General features: G+C 75.3%; 3 protein-coding genes. All 3 read right to left on the reverse strand.

Annotation, left to right across the window (positions count from 1 at the left end; all coding sequences use genetic code 11):
- Positions 1-12 precede the first annotated feature (12 nt).
- On the reverse strand, positions 13-17,055 hold the full coding sequence (locus tag ACZ4VF_RS02570; RefSeq protein ID WP_467922672.1) for a type I polyketide synthase: 17,043 nt from the start codon (positions 17,053-17,055) through the stop codon (positions 13-15).
- A gap of 515 nt (positions 17,056-17,570) precedes the next feature.
- Positions 17,571-18,764 carry a cytochrome P450 gene (locus ACZ4VF_RS02575; RefSeq protein ID WP_467922674.1) on the reverse strand — a complete coding sequence of 398 codons (1,194 nt, stop codon included), beginning with the start codon at positions 18,762-18,764 and terminating at the stop codon, positions 17,571-17,573.
- Complete coding sequence (locus ACZ4VF_RS02580) at positions 18,761-19,408, reverse strand: FMN-dependent NADH-azoreductase (protein ID WP_467922675.1); 648 nt, start codon at positions 19,406-19,408, stop codon at positions 18,761-18,763. Before ACZ4VF_RS02580 ends, ACZ4VF_RS02575 begins: the two co-directional genes overlap by 4 nt.
- Positions 19,409-19,410 lie beyond the last annotated feature (2 nt).

A 19,410-nucleotide genomic window follows, 5' to 3' on the forward strand; every position in this document is an offset into this window, starting at 1 on the left:
GCTGTCATGGGGTCAGCTCGTCCTGCCCAGAGCACGCTGCACGAGATCGGCAACGTCCATGGCGTCGATCAGGGTCTCGTCGTCCTCGGCCGGGTCCGCTCCCGCGGGCGTCCCGGACGCCGGGGCGTCCTCGGTGTCCACGAGGCCGAGCAGGGTGTCCAGGACGCCGGCGTCCCTGAACCGGGCGAGGGGGACGGTGGCGAGGGCTCGCCTGAGGTCGTCCTCCCGCCCGTCGAGCCCGTCGTCCGCGTCCCGGATCAGTTCGGAGCGCAGGTAGCCGACGAGGGCGTCCGGCGTGGGGTAGTCGAAGATGAGGGTGGCGGGCAGCCTGAGGCCGGTCGCCACGTGGAGGCTGTTGCGCAGGTTGACGGCGGCGAGCGAGTCGAAGCCGACCTCCTGGAAGGCCTGGAGGGGCCCGATGCTGTCGGCGCCGCTGTGGCCGAGGACCGTGGCGGCCTGTCCGCACACCAGCCGGAGCAGGATGCGGTTCTGCTCGGCCTCGGGGACGTCGCGCAGGGAGTCCACGAGGCCGGCGGTGGTGTCGCCGTTCTCGGTGTCCGGCTGGGTGGCCCGCAGCGCTTCCTGCGCCTCGGGCAGGTCGGCGAAGAGCGGACCGGGCCGGACGGAGGTGAACGCCGGGATGAAGGCGCCCCAGTCCATGTCGACGACCGTGACGGCCTTCTCCTGTGCCTGCACGGCCTGTTCGAAGGCGGTGAGGGCGATCTGCGGGGCCATCGGCAGGACACCGCGCCGGCGCAGCTGGGTGAGGGTGTCCTCGTCCATGCCGACGCCGGTCTCGTCCAGGGCGCCCCAGGCGATCGCGGTGGCCGCGTGGCCGTGGCCGCGCCGCCACTCCACGAGGGCGTCGAGGACGGCGTTGGCGGCGCCGGACGGTCCCTGGCCGCCACCGCCCCAGATACCGGCGATGGAGGAGAACACCACGAACGCGTCGAGGGGGGTGTCGGCGAACCGTTCGGCGAGCCAGCGGGCGGTGTCGACCTTCGCGGTGAACACCTCGGTGAGTTCGGGTGCGCCGGTGTCGTCCACGGTGCTGGTGAGGGCGATGTCGGCGGTGTGCACGACGGCGGTGAGGGGCTGGTCGCCGGGGGTGTCGGCGAGCAGGCGCTCGATGGCGGCGTGGTCGGTGTCGGCGCAGCTCTCGACGGTGGTGCCGGTGCCGAGCGCGGTGATGCCGGCGATGAGCGCGTCGAGCGCGCCGTCGGGTGCGCCGGCCGTGGTGGTGACGAGGAGGCGCCGGGCGCCGGACCGGGCGAGCCACAGGGAGGCGTGCCGTCCGAGGCCCTCGGCGCCGCCGGTCACCAGGACGGTGCCGGCCGGCTGCCAGCCGGGTCCGGCGGCCGGGTCGGGGGCGGCCTTGCGGAGCAGCCTGCGGGTGTGGACTCCGGACCGGCGTACGGCCAGCTGGTCGTCGTCGCCGGGGTGGCCGAGCGCGCCGAGGAGGTGGCGGACGGCGCGGGTGTCGAGGGTGGCGGGCAGGTCGATCAGCCCGCCCCAGCGGTCGCCGCGCTCCAGGGCGGCGGCCCGGCCGATGCCCCAGACGGCCGCCTGGGCCGGGGCCGTGACGGTGTCCTGGATGCCGGTGTTGACCGCGCCCCGGGTCAGGCACCACAGGGGCTGTGTGGCTCCGGTGTCGCCGAGCGCCTGGACCAGGGCGAGGGTGGCCGCGGTCAGCGGGACGGGGTCCTGTGGGCCGTCCGCGCCGCCGGGGTCGAGGGCCAGCAGGGACAGCACGCCGGTCACGCCGTGTTCGGTGAGGACGGCCGGCAGGCGCTCGCCGAGCCGGGCGCGGTCGGTGTCGGCCGTGGTGACCTCCAGCGGGAGCAGGTCGAGGCCCTGTGCGGCGAGTTCCCGCAGCAGCTCGTCCAGCGGCGAGTCCGCGGGCCGCCCGGCCGGTACGACGGCCAGCCAGGTGCCGCCGGGGACGCCGGTGCCCTCCTGGTCGAGGGGCCGCCAGGTGACGTGGTAGCGCAGCTTCTCGGCCGCCGACCGCTCCCGCCGCCGGCCGCGCCAGTCGGCGAGTACGGGGACGACCGTGCGCAGCGCGTCGCGCTGGTCGGCGGCGGCCAGGTCGAGGAGCCGGGCGAGGGAGTCGGCGTCGGCCTGTTCGACGGCGGCCCAGAAGTCGGTCTCGGCGCCCTCGGCGGCCGGGGTGCCGTCCGTCCCGGTGTCCGCCTCCCGCAGCCAGAAGTGCTGCCGGTCGAAGGCGTACGTCGGCAGGTCCAGGTCGGCGTCACGGGCTCCGGCGGGCAGGACGCCCGTCCAGTCGACGGCCACACCCCGGACGAACAGCTCGGCCATCGACGCGAGCAGCCGCCGCAGGCCTCCCTCTTGGCGCCGCAGGGAGCCGCCGGCGACGGCGCGGAGCCGGATCTTGTCGTCTTCGGCCTCGTCGAAGATCTCGTTCACGGGCTGGACGAGGACGGGGTGGGCGCTGGACTCGACGAACACCGTGTGCCCCTCGGCGAGGAGGGAGGCGATGGCCGGGCCGAAACGGACCTGACCGCGAAGGTTGCGGTACCAGTAGCCGCCGTCGAGAACGCCCGCCTCACGCACCCACTCACCGGTCACCGTCGAGAAGAACGGCACCAGCGGGGCCTGGCCGTGAATGTCGGCGAACGCCTCCGCCAGCGCGGTCTCGATCGCCTCGACATGACGCGTGTGCGAGGCGTAGTCCACCGCCACACGACGGACCCGGACACCGTCGGCCTCCAACGCGGCCAGCGCCTCGTCCAACGCCTCCGCATCCCCGGCGATCACCACCGATGTCGGACTGTTGACCGCCGCGACCTCGACGCGCCCCTCCCAGGCGGCGATACGCGCGCTCGCCTCGGCCTCGGACAACGCCACCGACGCCATCCCGCCCCGACCCGCCAACTCACCGGCGATCACCTGACTGCGTACAGCCACGATCCGCGCGGCGTCCTCCAGTGAGAGGGCACCCGCGACACAAGCAGCGGCGATCTCACCCTGCGAGTGACCGACCACCGCGTCCGGCACCACACCCACCGACGCCCACACCGCCGCCAGAGCCACCATCACCGCGAAACTCGCCGGCTGGACGACGTCCACCCGGTCCAGCAGATCGACGTCGCCGCGCAGCACGGCCGTCAAGTCCCAGTCCACCCAAGGCTCCAACGCCCGGGCACACTCACCGACCCGCTCGGCGAACACCGGCGAGGACTCCAGCAGCTCCCGGCCCATCCCCAGCCACTGCGACCCCTGGCCGGGGAAGACGAGGACGGTCCTGCCGGGGCCGCCGGAGCCGGTGACCGTTCCGGTCACGACGAGGGGGCTGCTCTCGCCCCGGGCCAGTGCGCCCAGCCCCGCCAGTGCCTCGTCGCGGGCGCCGGCGACGACCACGGCCCGTTCGGACAGCAGGGCCCGCCGGTCGACGAGGGCCCCGGCGACCTCGGCCGGGGAGGCCTCGGTACCGGTGACGAAGGCCGCCAGGCGTCCGGCCTGGGCGGCGAGGGCGGCCGGGCCGCGGGCCGACACCACCAGCGGGACGACACCGGCGGGCACCGCCGGCCGGGTGACCGGCTCGGTGTCGGGCGCCTCCTCCAGGATGACGTGCGCGTTGGTGCCGCTCGCGCCGAACGAGGAGACGGCGGCCCGGCGCGGCCGGCCGGTACGGGTCCACTCGCGGGCCTCGGTGAGGAGTTCGACCGCGCCCGCGGACCAGTCCACCTGGGGGGTGGGTTCGGCGACGTTCAACGTGGGCGGCAGGACGCCGTGCCGCATGGCCTCCACCATCTTGATCACCCCGGCGACGCCGGCGGCGGCCTGGGTGTGGCCGATGTTCGACTTCACGGAGCCCAGCCACAGGGGCTGTTGGCGGTCCTGGCCGTAGGTGGCGAGCAAGGCCTGCACCTCGATCGGGTCGCCGAGGACGGTGCCGGTGCCGTGGCCCTCCACCGCGTCCACGTCGGCGGGCTCCAGCCCGGCGGACGCCAGGGCGCTGCGGATCACCCGCTGCTGGGAGGGGCCGTTGGGGGCGGTCAGGCCGTTGGAGGCGCCGTCCTGGTTGACGGCGCTGCCGCGCAGCACCGCCAGCACCCGGTGTCCGTTGCGGCGGGCCTCGGACAGCCGCTCCAGCAGGACCACGCCGACGCCCTCGGCCCAGCCGGTGCCGTCGGCGGTGGACGAGTACGCCTTGCAGCGGCCGTCGGCGGACAGTCCGCGCTGCCGGGAGAACTCCAGGAAGGCGTCCGGGGTGGCCATGACGGTGGCGCCGCCGGCGAGCGCGAGGGAGCACTCGCCTCCGCGCAGGGCCTGGGCGGCCAGGTGCATGGCGACCAGGGAGGAGGAGCAGGCGGTGTCCACGGTGACGGCGGGACCCTCGAAGCCGAAGACGTACGACACCCGTCCGGAGGCCACGCTCGCGGCCGTACCGGTCATCGTGTATCCCTGGACGTCCTCGGGGACCTGGCGCAGCCGGGTGACGTAGTCGTGGTGGACGATGCCGGTGAAGACGCCGACGTCCTGGCCGCGGGTGGACAGCGGGTCGATGCCGGCCCGTTCCAGGGCCTCCCAGGAGGTCTCCAGCAGGAGCCGCTGCTGCGGGTCCATGGCGAGGGCCTCGCGCGGCGAGATGCCGAAGAGCTGGGCGTCGAACCGGGCGGCGTCGTGCAGGAAGCCGCCCGCCCGGGTGTAGCTGGTGCCGGGGTGGGCCGGGTCGGGGTGGTAGAGCCGGTCGATGTCCCAGTCACGGTCGGTGGGGAAGCCGGAGATGGCGTCGCGCCGGTCCATGACGAGCTGCCACAGGTCCTCGGGGCTGTGGACCCCGCCGGGCAGCCTGCTGCTCATGGCGATGATGGCGATCGGCTCGTCCGGGTCCGCGGTGGCGCGCCGGACGGGGGCGGGGGTCCGCGGGCGGGTGCCGAGGAGTTCGCCGCGCAGGTGGTCGGCGAGCAGGGCCGGTGTCGGGTGGTCGAAGACCAGGCTGCTGGGCAGGCCGACGCCGGTGAAGTCGTGCAAGCGGTTGCGGAGTTTGACGGCGGTCAGCGAGTCGAAGCCGAGGTTCTTGAACGGCTGCCCCTCGTCGAAGTCGTCCGCGTCCCGGTGGCCGAGGACGACCGCGGTGCTCTCCCGGACCAGGTCCAGCAGGACCCGGCGCTGTTCGGCGTCGGCGAGCCCGGCCAGCCGCGCGGCCAGCTCGTTGCCGTCGGCGTCCGGGGTGCGGCGGATGACGCGGCGGGCGGGTGCGGAGCCGGGCGAGGCCGGGACGGGACCGGTTCCGGGCACGGCGGCTTCCGGTACGACCGCCTCCCCTGCGGCGTCTTCAGGTACGACGGTCTGCCGTGGGGCCGCTTCGGGTGTGTCGGCCTCCGGTACGACCGTTTCGGCGGCCGTCAGCGTCACCGGGCCGAGCAGGGCCACGGGCCGGCCGTCGGGGTCGGCCAGCTCCACCAGGTGGCGGCCGTCGGCGTCCGGGGTGACGCGTGCCCGCAGCTCGGTGGCGCCGACCGCGTACACGGCGAGGGTGGCGCACTCGGTCAGGGTGACGTCGGCGTCCTCGGCCGCGATCCGCAGGGCGGTGTCGAGGAGCACCGGGTGCAGCGTGAACCGCTCTGCCTGGTCGACGAGTTCGTCCGGCAGTGTGATGTCGGCGAGGATCCGGCCGTCTCGCCGCCACAGGCCGCGCACCCCGGCCGGGGCAGCGTCCTCGGCGGGCTCGTCCGGCCAGGCGCGCAGGTCGAAGGCGTGTCCGGGGACCCCGGGCGTGAGGGTGGCACGGGCGTGCCGCAGCCACGGTTCGCCCTCGTGTCCGGCCGGCCGGCTGTGCACGGTGGCCGCGCGCGCCCCGTCGGGTCCGGGCGCGTCCACGAGGACACGGAGCTGGACGTCGCCGTCGGCGGGGACGACGAGGGGGGCGTCGACGGTGATCCGCTCGACGGTGCCGCCTCCGGTCTCGTCGCCGGCCCGGACCAGCAGCTCCAGCAGGACACCGGCCGGTACCACCCCTCCCCCGCCGGCGTGCAGGCCGGGGCTGCGCCGGGAGAGCCGGCCGGTGAGGACGACACCGGTGGCGTCGTGCTCGCCGGGGACCTCCACGACGCCGGCCAGCAGCGGGTGGCCCGCGGACCGGGCGCCGAGCGCCTCGGCGTCGGTGGCGGTGCCGCCCTCGACCCAGTACCGCTGGTGCTGGAAGGCGTAGGTGGGCAGATCGGGGCCGACGGCCGGGTCCGGGCGGCCGAGGACGGCGGTCCAGTCGACCGGCACGCCCCGCACGTGCAGTTCGGCGAGCGCGGTGGAGACGGCGGTGTCCTCGGCGGTGTCCCGGCGCAGGGTGGTGACGCAGCCGCGGGTCTCCGGCCCGAGCGTGCCGAGGACCATGGCGCTGAGCACGCCGCCGGGGCCGAGCTCCAGGTGGGTGACGGCGCCCTGGTCGCGCAGGGCGGTGACGGCGTCGGCGAACCGCACGGCGTGCCGGGCCTGGTCCACCCAGTACTCGGGGGTGGCGAGCAGCCCGTCCTCGGCGAGGGCGCCGGTGAGCGTGGAGACGACGGGCAGGGTGCCCGGCCGGTAGCGGAGGCGGGCGGCCACGGCACGCAGGCCGTCGAGCATCGGCTCCATCAGCGCGGAGTGGAAGGCGTGGCTGACGGTCAGCCGGCGGGTGCGGTGGCCGTCCTGGGCGAGGCGCGCGGCGACGGCGAGCACGGCGTCCTCGGCACCGGACAGAACCAGCGCGCGCGGCCCGTTGACCGCGGCGATCCCGACGGCGCCCGGTGCCCGCGCGAGCAGCGGGGTGACCTCGGCCTCGGTGGCCTCCACGGCGATCATCGCCCCGCCCTCGGGCAGCGCCTGCATCAACCGGCCGCGTGCGGCGACCAGTTCACCGGCGTCCGCCAGGTCCAGGATGCCGGCGGCGTGCGCGGCGGCGATCTCGCCGACCGAGTGACCCGCGACGAGGTCGGGCCGTACGCCCCAGGAGGTGAACAGCCGGAACAGCGCGGTCTCCAGGGCGAACAGGGCGGCCTGGGTGTAGAGGGTCTGGTCGAGCAGGGCGGCCCGTTCGGTGCCGGGTTCCGCGAACACCACGTCCCTCACGGGGTGTTCGAGAACGTCTTGCGCGTGCGCTTCCACGGCGGCGCAGGCGGCGTCGAACGCCTCGCAGAACACGGGGTGGGCGGCGGCGAGTTCGCGGCCCATGCCGGCCCACTGGCTGCCCTGTCCGGTGAACAGGAAGGCGAGCTTGCCGTCGGCCGGCCCGCCGGTGACGGTGTCCGCGTCGGTGGTGCCCTCGGCGAGCGCGCGCAGGGCGTCGGTGAGGCGTGCCCGGTCGGCGGCGAGGACGACCGCGCGATGGTCGAGGTGGGCGCGGGCGGTGCCGAGCGCGTGCGCCGTGGCCGCGAGCGGCGTACCCGCCCGCTCCGCCACCCAGTCCGCGAGCCGGGCGGCCTGACCGCGCAGCCCGGCGGCGGTACGGGCGGAGAGCGGGAACGGAAGGAGGAGACCACCGTCGTCCGGGGCCGGCCCCACCCCGTCGGCGGACTCCTGTCCGGCCGCGCGTGCCGGCCCGGCCACGGACCCCGGCTCGGCCACGAGCGCCTGCCCGGCCACGGACCCCGGCTCGTCCGCTGATGCCCGCTCCGTCCCCGTCGCCGTCGCCGGTGCCTGTTCCAGGACCAGGTGGGCGTTGGTGCCGCCGATGCCGAAGGCGGAGACCCCGGCGCGGCGCGGGCGGCCGGTCTCCGGCCAGGCGCGGGCCTCGGTGAGTACCTCGACCGCGCCCGCCGACCAGTCCACGTGGCGGGACGGCCGGTCCACGTGCAGGGTGCGGGGCAGCCGGCCGTGCCGCATCGCCATGACCATCTTGATGACACCGGCGACACCGGCGGCGGCCTGGGTGTGCCCGAGGTTGGACTTCACGGACCCGATCCACAGCGGCTGTTCACGGTCCTGGCCGTAGGTGGCGAGCAGGGCCTGCGCCTCGATCGGGTCGCCGAGGACGGTGCCCGTGCCGTGCGCCTCCACCGCGTCCACGTCCGCCGTCGTCAGCCCGGCCGCGGCGAGCGCCTTGCGGATGACCCGCTGCTGGGAGGGACCGTTGGGGGCGGTCAGGCCGTTGGACGCGCCGTCCTGGTTGACGGCCGAGCCCCGGATCACGGCGAGCACCTGGTGTCCCCGTCGCTGCGCCTCGGACAGCCGCTCGACCAGCAGCACGCCGACGCCCTCGGACCAGCCGGTGCCGTCCGCGCCGTCCGCGAACGCCTTGCACCGTCCGTCGGGGGCCAGGCCGCGCTGCCGGGAGAACTCGATGAACGTCTCCACGTTGCCCATCACCATCACACCGCCGGCGAGCGCCATGGAGCACTCCCCGTTGCGCAGCGCCTGCGCGGCCAGGTGCAGGGCGACCAGGGAGGAGGAGCAGGCGGTGTCGATCGTGACGGCCGGGCCCTCGAAGCCGAAGTGGTAGGCGACGCGGCCCGACACGACGCTGCCGGAGCCACCGGTGAGCCGGAAGCCCTCGGCGTCGGTCGCGTGGTGCATCCGCACGGTGTAGTCGTGGCTGTTGACGCCGACGAAGACGCCGACGTCCCGGCCGCCCAGCCCGGTGGGGTCGATCGCGGCGCGTTCGAACGCTTCCCAGGACGTCTCCAGCAGCAGCCGCTGCTGGGGGTCCATGGCGAGCGCCTCGTTCGGGGAGATGCCGAAGAAGGCGGCGTCGAAGCCGGGCGCGTCGTCGAGGAACGCGCCGTGCCGCACGTAGGTCGTACCGGGCTTGTCGGGATCGGCGTCGTAGAGCCGGTCGATGTCCCAGCCCCGGTCGGCGGGGAACTCGGTGACGGCGTCGACCCCGTCGGCCACAACCCGCCACAGGTCCTCCGGGCTGTGCACCCCCGCCGGGAAGCGGCAGGCCATCGCGACGATCGCGATCGGCTCGTCGGACGCGGTGACGGGGTTCGCGGGGGCGGGGGTGTCGGGGCGGGTGCCGCCGACGAGCCGGGTGCGCAGGTGCTCGGCGAGCGCGGTCGGCTTGGGGTAGTCGAAGACGACGGCCGAGGGCAGCGTGAGACCGGTGGCGGTCGCCAGCCGGTTGCGCAGCTCCACCGCGGTCAGCGAGTCGAACCCGGCGTCCTTGAAGGCCCGGTCGGCGCGGACGGCGTCGGCGCTGCCGTGGCCGAGCACGTCGGCGGCTTCGCGGCGGACCAGGTCCAGCAGCAGGGCGAGCCGGCCCGCCGGGTCCAGCGCGGTGACCCGGTCCCGCAGACCGCCCCGGTCCGCGCCACCGGCGGCGCGGGCCAGCGAGCGCGGTGCGGGTGCGAGGCCCCGCAGCAGGGGTGCCACGGGTGCCGTACGGGCCGCCGCGCGCAGGGCGGGAAGGTCCAGTTTGGCGGCCACCGGGGCGGCGGGCAGTGCGCTGCCGGGACGCAGGGCGAGATCCAGCAGGGCCATGCCCTCGGCCTCGGACAGCGCGGCCATGCCGAGCCGCCGGTTGCGGTGCAGGTCGGCGGCGCCGAGGTGCCCGGTCATGCCGCTGGCCCGCTCCCAGTAGCCCCAGGCGAGCGAGACACCGGGCAGCCCCTGGTCGCGGCGGCGGCGGGCGAGCGCGTCCAGGGCGGCGTTGGCGGCGGCGTAGTTGGCCTGGCCCGGGTTGCCGAAGACGTTGGCGGCCGAGGAGAACAGGACGAACGCCGCGAGGTCACGGTCCCGGGTCAGCTCGTCCAGCAGCAGGGCGGCGTCCAGCTTGGGCCGCAGGACGGTGTCGACGCGCTCCGGGGTGAGCGCGGTGACCACGCCGTCGTCCAGGACACCGGCGGTGTGCAGGACGGCCGTCAACGGGTGACCGGCGGGTACGGCGTCCAGGACCTCCGCGAGCCGGTCCCGGTCGCCGGTGTCGCAGGCGACGACGGTGACGGTGGCGCCGAGCGCGGTCAGCTCCTCGCACAGCGCGGCCGCGCCGTCCGCCTCGGGGCCGCGCCGGCTCAGCAGGAGCAGGTGGCGGACGCCGTGCTCGGCGACCAGGTGCCGGGCGGTGAGCGCGCCGAGCGTGCCGGTACCACCGGTGATCAGCACGGTCCCGTCCGGATCGAGCGCCCGGCCCGGCCGCGGAACGCCGTCCTCCCCCGCCGGAACGCCGGCCCGGACCAGCCGCGGCACCTCGGCACCGGCGGCGCGCAGACGGATCACCGGTTCACCGGAGGCGAGCAGCCCGGGCAGCGCGGCCCGTACCGCCGCATCACCATCCCGTCCCTCCCCCGGCGCTCCCGGCCCGTCGTACTCCACCAGCACGATCCGGCCGGGATGCTCGGACTGAGCGGACCGCAGCAGCCCCCGGACGGCGGCGGTGGCGAGGTCCGTGCCGTCCGCGCCGGCCGTCACGACCAACCGGGTCCGCTCCAGCGCGGGTTCGGCCAGCCACGCCTGGAGGACGGCGAGCGCGGTGGCGAGGGCCGTACGCGGATCGGTCACCGCCGGGTCGACGCCGTACAGCAGGACGTCCGCGTCCGCCGCACCGGCGTCCACGTCCCGGGCGGTCCGTACGGTGACGACGGCCGGCACCCCGTCCCCCGTCGGCAACGGCAGCTCCGTCCAGTCGACGCGGAACAGCGCGTCGTGGGTGAGTGCCTCGGCGAGTCCGGCGCGCGCCGGATCGAACGGTTCGGACAGCACCGCGTCGACGGTGAGCGCGGGCCGCCCGGCCGGGTCGGTCAGGTCGAGCCGGGTGCCCTCACCGGCCGCCCCCGCCGACCGTACGGTGACGGTGGTCGCCCCGGCCGCCACCAGGCGGACGCCGCGCCAGGTGACCGCGAGGCTCCCGGCGGGCAGTGCCGTCCGTACGGCCGCGTCGAGCAGGGTGGGGTGTACGCCGTACCGCTCGGCGTCCCCGGCGCTCTCACCGAGGGCCACCTCGACGCCGGACCCGCCGGCCGGCCGGTCACCGCGCGCCTCCGCCGGGGCGGCCGGCGCGAGCGTGCCGTGCGCGTGCCGGATCCAGGAGGCTTCCGGCGCGGAGTCGTCCGCGCGCGAGTACACCTCGACGGTACGCCGACCGCTGCCGTCGGCCTCGCCCACCACGCTCTGGACGGCCCGCCCGCCGCGCACCGGCAGGACGACGGGCCGCTCGACGGTCAGCTCCGCGACGAACGGCACGCCGGCCTCGTCCCCGAGCCGGACCGCCAGTTCCACGAGGGCCGCGTTCGGCACCAGCACCGCGTCGTCGCCGACGAGATGCTCACCGAGCCACGGCTGCGAGCGCAGGGACCACCGCGAGGTCGTCATGAACCCCCCGGAGTCCGGCCGCCCGACCACCGCGCCGAGCAGCGGGTGATCGGTACCGGTCTGCCCGAGGGAGGCGGCGTCCGCCGCGGGGGTGGGCTTCAGCCAGTAGTGCCGGTGGTCGAAGGCGTACGTCGGCAGGTCCAGGTCGGCGTCACGGGCTCCGGCGGGCAGGACGCCCGTCCAGTCGACGGCCACGCCCCGGACGAACAGCCCGGCCATCGACGTCAACAACCGCCGCAGACCGCCCTCTTCGCGCCGCAGCGAGCCGGTGACGACGGCGCCGGACTCCCCCGCCGCCTCGTCCACGATCTCGTTCACAGGCTGGACGAGGACCGGGTGCGCGCTGGACTCGACGAACACCGTGTGACCCTCGGCGAGGAGCGCCTCGACGGCCGGACCGAAACGGACCTGACCGCGGAGGTTGCGGTACCAGTAGCCGCCGTCGAGGACACCCGCCTCACGCACCCACTCACCGGTCACCGTCGAGAAGAACGGCACCAACGGCGCCTGACTGCGGACATCGGCGAACGCCTCCGCCAACGACCCCTCGATCGCCTCGACATGACGCGTGTGGGAGGCGTAGTCCACCGCGACGCGCCGGACCCGGACACCGTCGGCCTCCAGCGTGGCCAGCGCCTCGTCCAGCGCTTCGGCGTCCCCGGCGATCACCACGGATGTCGGACTGTTGACCGCCGCGACCTCGACCCGCCCCTCCCAGGCGGCGATACGCGCGGCGGCCTCGGCCTCGGACAACGCCACCGACGCCATCCCGCCCCGGCCCGCCAGCTCACCGGCGATCACCCGACTGCGTACAGCCACGATCCGCGCGGCGTCCTCCAGCGACAGGGCACCCGCCGCACAAGCAGCGGCGATCTCACCCTGCGAGTGACCCACCACCGCGTCCGGCACGACACCCACCGACGCCCACACCGCAGCCAGAGCCACCATCACCGCGAAACTCGCCGGCTGCACCACATCGACCCGGTCCATCAGGTCGGTGTCACCGCGCAGCACGGCCTTCAGGTCCCAGTCCACCCACGGATCCAACGCCCGGGCACACTCACCGACCCGCTCCGCGAACACCGGCGAGGACTCCAACAGCTCCCGGCCCATCCCCAGCCACTGCGACCCCTGGCCCGGAAACACCAGAACCGTACGGCCTGCGGTCCCCGCACCACCGCGCACCACCGCGGGATGGTTCTCGCCGCCCGCCAGCGCGGCCAGCCCGGCCACCGCCTCCTCCCGCGACCCGGCGACCACCACGGCACGCTCCGACAGCACCGCCCGCCGCCGCACCAGAGCACCCGCGAGGTCGGCCAGGGGCGCGTCGCTGCCGCCGGTGAACGCGGCCAGCCGCTCCGCCTGACCGGACAGCGAACCCTCCGACGCCGCCGAGACGACCAGCGGTACCACTCCGTCATGCGGCTCACGGGGAGCGGCGGGCTCCTCCTCGGGGGCCTGCTCCAGAATCACGTGCGCGTTCGTGCCGCTCACGCCGAAGGAGGACACACCGGCCCGGCGCGGACGCCCCGTCTGCGGCCACTCCCGTTCCTCGGTCAGCAGCTCGACGGCACCGGCGGTCCAGTCGACCTGGGAGGAGGGGGTGTCGACGTGGAGCGTTGCGGGGAGGACGCCGTGCCGCATCGCCTGGACCATCTTGATGACGCCGGCGACCCCGGCGGCGGCCTGCGTGTGGCCGATGTTGGACTTCAACGAGCCCAGCCACAGGGGCTCTTCACGGTCACGGCCGTAGGTGGCGAGGAGTGCCTGGGCCTCGATGGGGTCGCCGAGGGTCGTTCCGGTGCCGTGGCCCTCGACCGCGTCGACGTCGGCCGGGGTCAGGCCGGCCTCGGACAGTGCCTTGCGGATGACGCGCTGCTGGGCGGGCCCGCTCGGGGCGGTCAGGCCGTTGGAGGCGCCGTCCTGGTTGATCGCGCTGCCGCGGACGACCGCCAGCACCCGGTGGCCGTTGCGGCGGGCGTCGGACAGGCGCTCCAGGACCAGCATGCCCGCGCCCTCGGCCCAGCCGGTGCCGTCGGCCGCGTCGGCGTACGACTTGCAGCGGCCGTCGGCGGCCAGTGCGCGCTGCCGGGAGAACTCGACGAAGGTGCCGGGGGTGGCCATGACCGTGGCGCCGCCGGCCAGGGCCATGGAGCACTCCCCGCGCCGCAACGCCTGGGCGGCGAGGTGGAGGGCGACGAGGGAGGAGGAGCAGGCGGTGTCGACGGTGACGGCGGGGCCTTCGAGGCCGTAGACGTAGGCGAGCCGGCCGGAGGCCACGCTGGAGGCGGTTCCGGTGGTGACGAAGCCTTCGAGTTCGGCGGGGAGGGCGCCTCCGGAGCCGTAGCCCTGGCCCATGACTCCGGCGAACACGCCGACGTCCGTGCCCTTCAGCGCGTGGGGGTCGATGCCGGCCCGCTCCAGGGCCTCCCAGGACGTTTCGAGGAGGAGCCGCTGCTGCGGGTCCATCGCCAGCGCCTCGCGCGGGGAGATCCCGAAGAAGCCGGCGTCGAACTGCCCGGCGTCCGGCAGGAAGCCGCCCTGGTCGACGTAGGAGGTGCCGGGCCGGTCGGGGTCCGTGGCGAAGAGGCCGTCGAGGTCCCAGCCCCGGTCGGTCGGGAAGTCCGAGACGGCGTCCCGGCCGGCGGACAGCAGCTGCCACAGTTCGTCGGGTGTGTCGGCGCCGCCGGGCAGGCGGCAGGCCATGCCGACGATGGCGACGGGCTCCTGCGGGTCGGCGTCCGCGGCCGGCTGTCCGGCGTGCGCGGGGGTGTCGTCCAGGCCGAGGACGGCGGTGCGCAGGTGGGCCGCCAGTTCCCGGGGGGTCGGGTGGTCGAAGGTGACGGTGGTGGGCAGGCGCAGCCCGGTGTGCTCGGTCAGCCGGTCGCGCAGGGCGACGACGGCGACCGAGGTCAGGCCGAGGTCGCGGAAGGCGCGGTCGGCCGGGAGGGGGGCCGTGTCGGGGCCGTGCAGGACGGTGGCGGCCTGGGCGCGGACCAGGTGTTCGAGGAGGTCCAGTTGGGCGCGCTCGTCCAGGCCGGTCAGACGCGTGCGCAGGGCGGCGGTGACGGCCTCGTCGGGGCGGGACCGGGGGGCGGGCGGCTCGGTCAGGGCGCGGAGGATCGCGGGGGCCGGCCGGGAGGGGCCGGTCGGGGCCGGGCGCGGGGCGAAGAGGGCCGGGGCCCGGCCGGCGAGGAGGACGTCGAACGCGGCCAGGAGGTCGGCGAGGGGGGTCGTGTCGTCGTCCGCCGCCCAGACGAGGTGGCCGGCCGGGCCCCGCGTCCGGCGGGCGTGCGCCACCGCCTCGGTGAGGGCGCCGCGCACCGCCCGGTCCGGGTCACCGGGGGCGCCCAGCGTCGCGGAGGCGTCGGTGACGGTGACGAACCGGGCGGTGGGGGCGATGAGCCGGTCGAGAGCCCAGGCGAGGGCGGGGTCGTCGGCGGTGTGCACCGCCAGGCTCACCCCGGCGTCCAGGGCGGCGCCGAAGGCGGGCGCGTCGGCGGTGATGTCGCGGACGCGGGTACCGGCGGGCCAGGCGTCCGGGTCGGTGCGGTCGGTGGTGCCGGGCGCGTGGACGAGCAGCAGGTCCGTGGCCTGGTGCACATCGGCGAGGTGGTGGGCGAGCGCGGCACCGGCGGGCGTGTCGGTGCCGGTGACGACGACGGTTCCGGGGCCGGTGAGGGCGGCGGGGCGGGGCCGGCCGTCCAGGGGGGTGCGCAGCAGCCGGGGTACCAGCAACATGTCGCCGCGCACGGCGACTTCGGGCTCGCCGGAGGCGATCGCGGCGAACAGCGTCTCGGCGTCGGGGTCGTCGGTGTCGAGGTCGACGACGGTCAGTCCCTGGTGCCCCTCCGCCCGGAGCGACCGCACGGCGGCCCACAGCGCGGCGCCGACCGGGTCGGGAGCGGTGCCGCCGGCGGGTGCGGCTCCCCGGGTGAGGACCACCAGCGACTCTGGGCGGTTTGCGCTGGTCACCTGTGCGGTGAGGAGGCGGGCCTGGGCGTACGGGTCGGCGGAGGGGGGCGGGGGCAGCAGAAGGGCCGGGCCGGGGGTCGTGCCCGCCACGGACGCCGGGCCGGCGTGGAGTTCCACGTGGACGCCGGCCGCGCGCAGCGCCTCGGCCGGCCCGGTGGTGTCCTCGCCGACCACGGCGCACGCGGCCGGACGTGCGCCGCCGGGAGCACCCGTGCCGTCACCGGTGCCGGCCGGAGCGGGAAGCCACGCGGGGGTCAGCAGGGCGTCGTGGTGGCCGTCGGCCGTGTGGCGGGGCCAGTACGGCAGGGCGGCGAGGAGTCGGCGGACGATCTTTCCGGAGGGGGTGCGCGGGATGCCGGTGACCTCGTGGATCCGCTCGGGGATCTTGTACGCGGACAGCCGGGCGCGGCAGTGGTCGAGCAGGGCGGTCACGTCGAGGCCGTCCGGACCGGGGACCAGCCAGGCGACGGGCACCTCGCCCAGGGTGTCGTGGGGGGCTCCGGCGACGCCGGCGTCGGCGACTCCGGGGGCGGTGCGCAGGACCGCCTCGACCTCGTCGGGGTGGATGTTCTCGCCGCCGCGGATGATCAGGTCCTTCAGGCGTCCGCAGACGGTGAAGTAACCGGCCTCGTCGCGGCGGGCCAGGTCGCCGGTGCGGAACCAGCCGTCGCGCAGCGCGGCCTCGGTCGCCTCGGGGCTGTTGTGGTAGCCCACCATGACGTTGGGGCCGCTGACCCAGACCTCGCCCTCCTGCCCGGCGGGGACGTCGGCCCCGGTGTCGGGGTCGACGATGCGGACGTCGACGCCCGGGACCGGCAGCCCGCAGGAGCCCTCGACACGGGCGCCGTCCGGCGGGTTCATGGTGATGGCGCCGCACGTCTCGGTGGAGCCGTAGGCGTCGACCAGCGGGACGCCGAAGGTCTCCTCGAAGGAGCGGCGCAGCTCGGAGCCGGTGACGGCGCCGCCGACGAGTCCGATGCGCAGGTGCGGCAGGGCGAGGCCGGTGCGGCGGGCGGTGGCGACGAGGTGGTGGTAGGTGGTGGGGACGCCGGCGAGGAAGGTGGCCCGCTCCGTGCGGAGGAGGTCCAGGACGTCGTCGGCGGAGCTGCCGTCCGTGAGGCGGGCCGTGGCGCCCACGGAGGTCACGGCAAGCACGCAGGCGATGTGGGACAGGCTGTGGAAGAGCGGCAGCGGCCACAGCACCCGGTCGTCCTGGCGCAGGTCCGGGACGGGGACGTAGCTGGCCGCGACCGACCAGAGGCAGTTGCGCTGGGTGGACAGCACGCCCTTGGGGCGGCCGGTGGTGCCGGATGTGTAGAACATCCACGCCACCTCGTCCAGGGCGAGGTCGTCGGGGGCGGGTGTGCCGGGGTCGGTGGCCGCGAGGTCGTCGTAGGCGTGGGTGCCCGGGGGCACGTCGGCGGTGCCGGCCACGAGGACGGTGGTGCCGGTGGCCGACACCCCCTGCAGACTCTGCAGAAACGTCCCTGCACTGCTCGCCGCGACCAGGGCGAACCCCGCGCCGCTGTCGGCGAGGAGGTACTCCAGCTCGGCGGGGGCGGAGCGCGGGTTCACCGGCACGCCGACGCCGCCGGCGCGCACGACCGCGAGGTAGCCCTCCACCATGGCGACGGAGTTGCCGAGGCAGAGCGCCACCCGGTCGCCGCGGCGCAGCCCCAGGCGGACGAGGTGTCCGGCGAGCCGCCGCGTCCGCGCCTCCAGCTCCGCGTAGGTGACCGCGCGCCGGTCGTCGGCGAAGGCGACCTTCTCCGGGATGCGGAGAGCGTGCTCGTGCAGCGTGACCGCAAGCGGTGTGACCAGGTCGGGACGCACGCCTCGGACTCCTTCCACAGGGCGGCAGCGGGTACCGGGAGCAGCAGGTCGGGGGGCGGTCTCCGGACGCGGCGAGCGGCTGTACGACGGTGGACAGCCGGCCGTCGTCCGGAACGACGGGAGCAGACATCCCTCCGCCGCGGCGGTGCGCGCGGCGGACAGGCGCCCGGAAGGCGGGACCGGCCGGGCACCGCCGGGGCGGGGGCCGTTCCCACCGCTCCGGGACGGCCGGGAGGGCCGGTCCGGAGCGGCGACGGTGGCGACCGGCCCGCACGAGGTCGCGCGGAGGGCCGCCGTACCGCCGGACGTGGTTCGGAAGGACGGACGTACGGACGTACGGAGGTACGGAGGTACGGAGGTACGGAGGTACGGAGGTACGGAGGTACGGACTTGCTAGGGCGTACGGACGGCGTAGGACGGGCGTACGCGAGGGGCGCGCGGGGCGTACCGGAGTCGTACGGAACGTGCTGCGGACGTGCTGCGGTGCCGAGGGACGTGCCGACGTGCCGAGGTGCTCACCAGGCGACCGGGAGGCTCTTCACGCCGAAGACGGAGCCGCGGGTGCGCAGCGGAACCTCCTCGGCGGGGGTGGCCGCCCTCAGGTCGGGGAAGGCCTGCAGCAGGGCGCGCAGACCGGTGCGCAGTTCGAGGCGGGCCAGGTTCTGGCCGACGCACTGGTGGATGCCGTGGCCGAACGCCAGGTGGCCGGCGGTGTCCCGGTCGAGGTCGAGGTGGGCGGGGCAGCCGTACTTCGCCGGGTCGCGGTTGGCGGCCGGCAGGGAGACCGTGACGGTCTCGCCCTTCTTCACCAGTCGGCCGTCCAGCTCGACGTCCTCCAGCGCGGTGCGGAAGATCTCGTACTGGTTGACGGTGACGTAGCGGAGGATCTCCTCCACCGCCGCGTCCACGCGGGACAGGTCGGCGCGCAGGGCGGCGAGTTGCTCGGGGTGGTGCAGCAGCGCCATGACGCCGACGGTGAGAGCGCTCTCGGTGGTCTCGTAACCCGCGAACAGCAGCAGGGCCACGATGTTGCCGAGTTCCTCGTCGGTCAGTTCGCCGGCGGCCAGGAGCCGGCTGATGATGTCGTCGCCGGGCTGCCTGCGCTTGCGTTCGATGGTCTCCCCGATGAGCACGCCGACCTGCTGGAAGACGGCCATGGACTCCTCGGCGTCCCCGTCGGGGTCGTGGGTGATGGCGGGCGCGTCGGCGTACCGCTCGCGCTCCTCGTACGGCAGGCCGACCAGGTCGGACAGGACCCGCAGGACGAGCGGCTTGGCGAAGGTGGTGAGCAGGTCGGCGGGTGCGCCGTGCTCGCGCATCTCCTCGATCTGCCCGGCGGTCACCGACTCGACGTGCGGGGCGAGTTCCGCGATGCGCCGGACGGTGAACTCGCGGGCCAGCATGCGGCGGAACTTCGTGTGGTCCGGCGGGTCCATGTGGATGAACATGCCGGGCATCGCCGGGAACTGCGGTACGGGCGCGCCGTACTTGGTGACGGGGAAGTGCCCGATCTCCAGGCTGTGGCTGAAGCGGGGGTCGCTGAGGACCTCGCGGACGATCCGGTGGCTGCTGGCGAACCAGCCGATGTGGCCGTCCGGGTAGGTCATCCTGGCGAGCGGGCTTTCCTCGCGCAGCTTGTCGAAGATCGCGGGAGGGTCGAAGTGGTGGGTACGCGCCCACACGTCCTCGTAGGACAGCATCTCGGTCATGAGGCTCCTTCGAGGGCCAGCTTGCGCAGGGTCTCGCGGGCGTCGGCCAGGGACTTCTCGCCGAGCGGCTTCAGCTGCGCCATCGCGGGCACGAGGGCCGCGAAGGTGAGTTCGGCGTGCACGAACGTCAGGTTGTCGGCGAGGCCGATGGCGCCGAGCACGGCCTTCAGGTAGGGCTCCTGGTAGTCCCAGCCCTCACGCGGGGTGCCGGGGGCGTAGGAGCCGCCGCGGGCGGTGACGACGACGACGTTCTTGCCGCTCAGCGCGCCGGACTCGGCGCCCGGGGGCAGCATGTGGGCGGGGGTGACCAGCCGGTCGATCCAGGCCTTGATGGACGACGGGATCGTGTAGTTGTACATCGGGATGCCGAACACGATCGTGGTCGCCTCGTGGACCTCGGCGTGCAGGGCCTCGGTGAGCGCCTTGTCCCCGGGGCTGACGCCGTGCAGGTCGCCGGTGGGGTCGAAGAGCCATTCGCGCACCTCGTGCGTGATGTGGGGGATCGGCTCGGCACCGAGGTCGCGGTAGGTGTAGCCGGCGTCCGGGTGGTTCTGCCGCCACTGGGTGACGAACTCGGCGGTGAGCTGCCGCGTCACGGATTCGCCGGAGCGGATGCTCGCGTCGATGTGCAGAAGATGGGTCATGA

Source organism: Streptomyces sp. NPDC029151 (assembly GCF_055564315.1).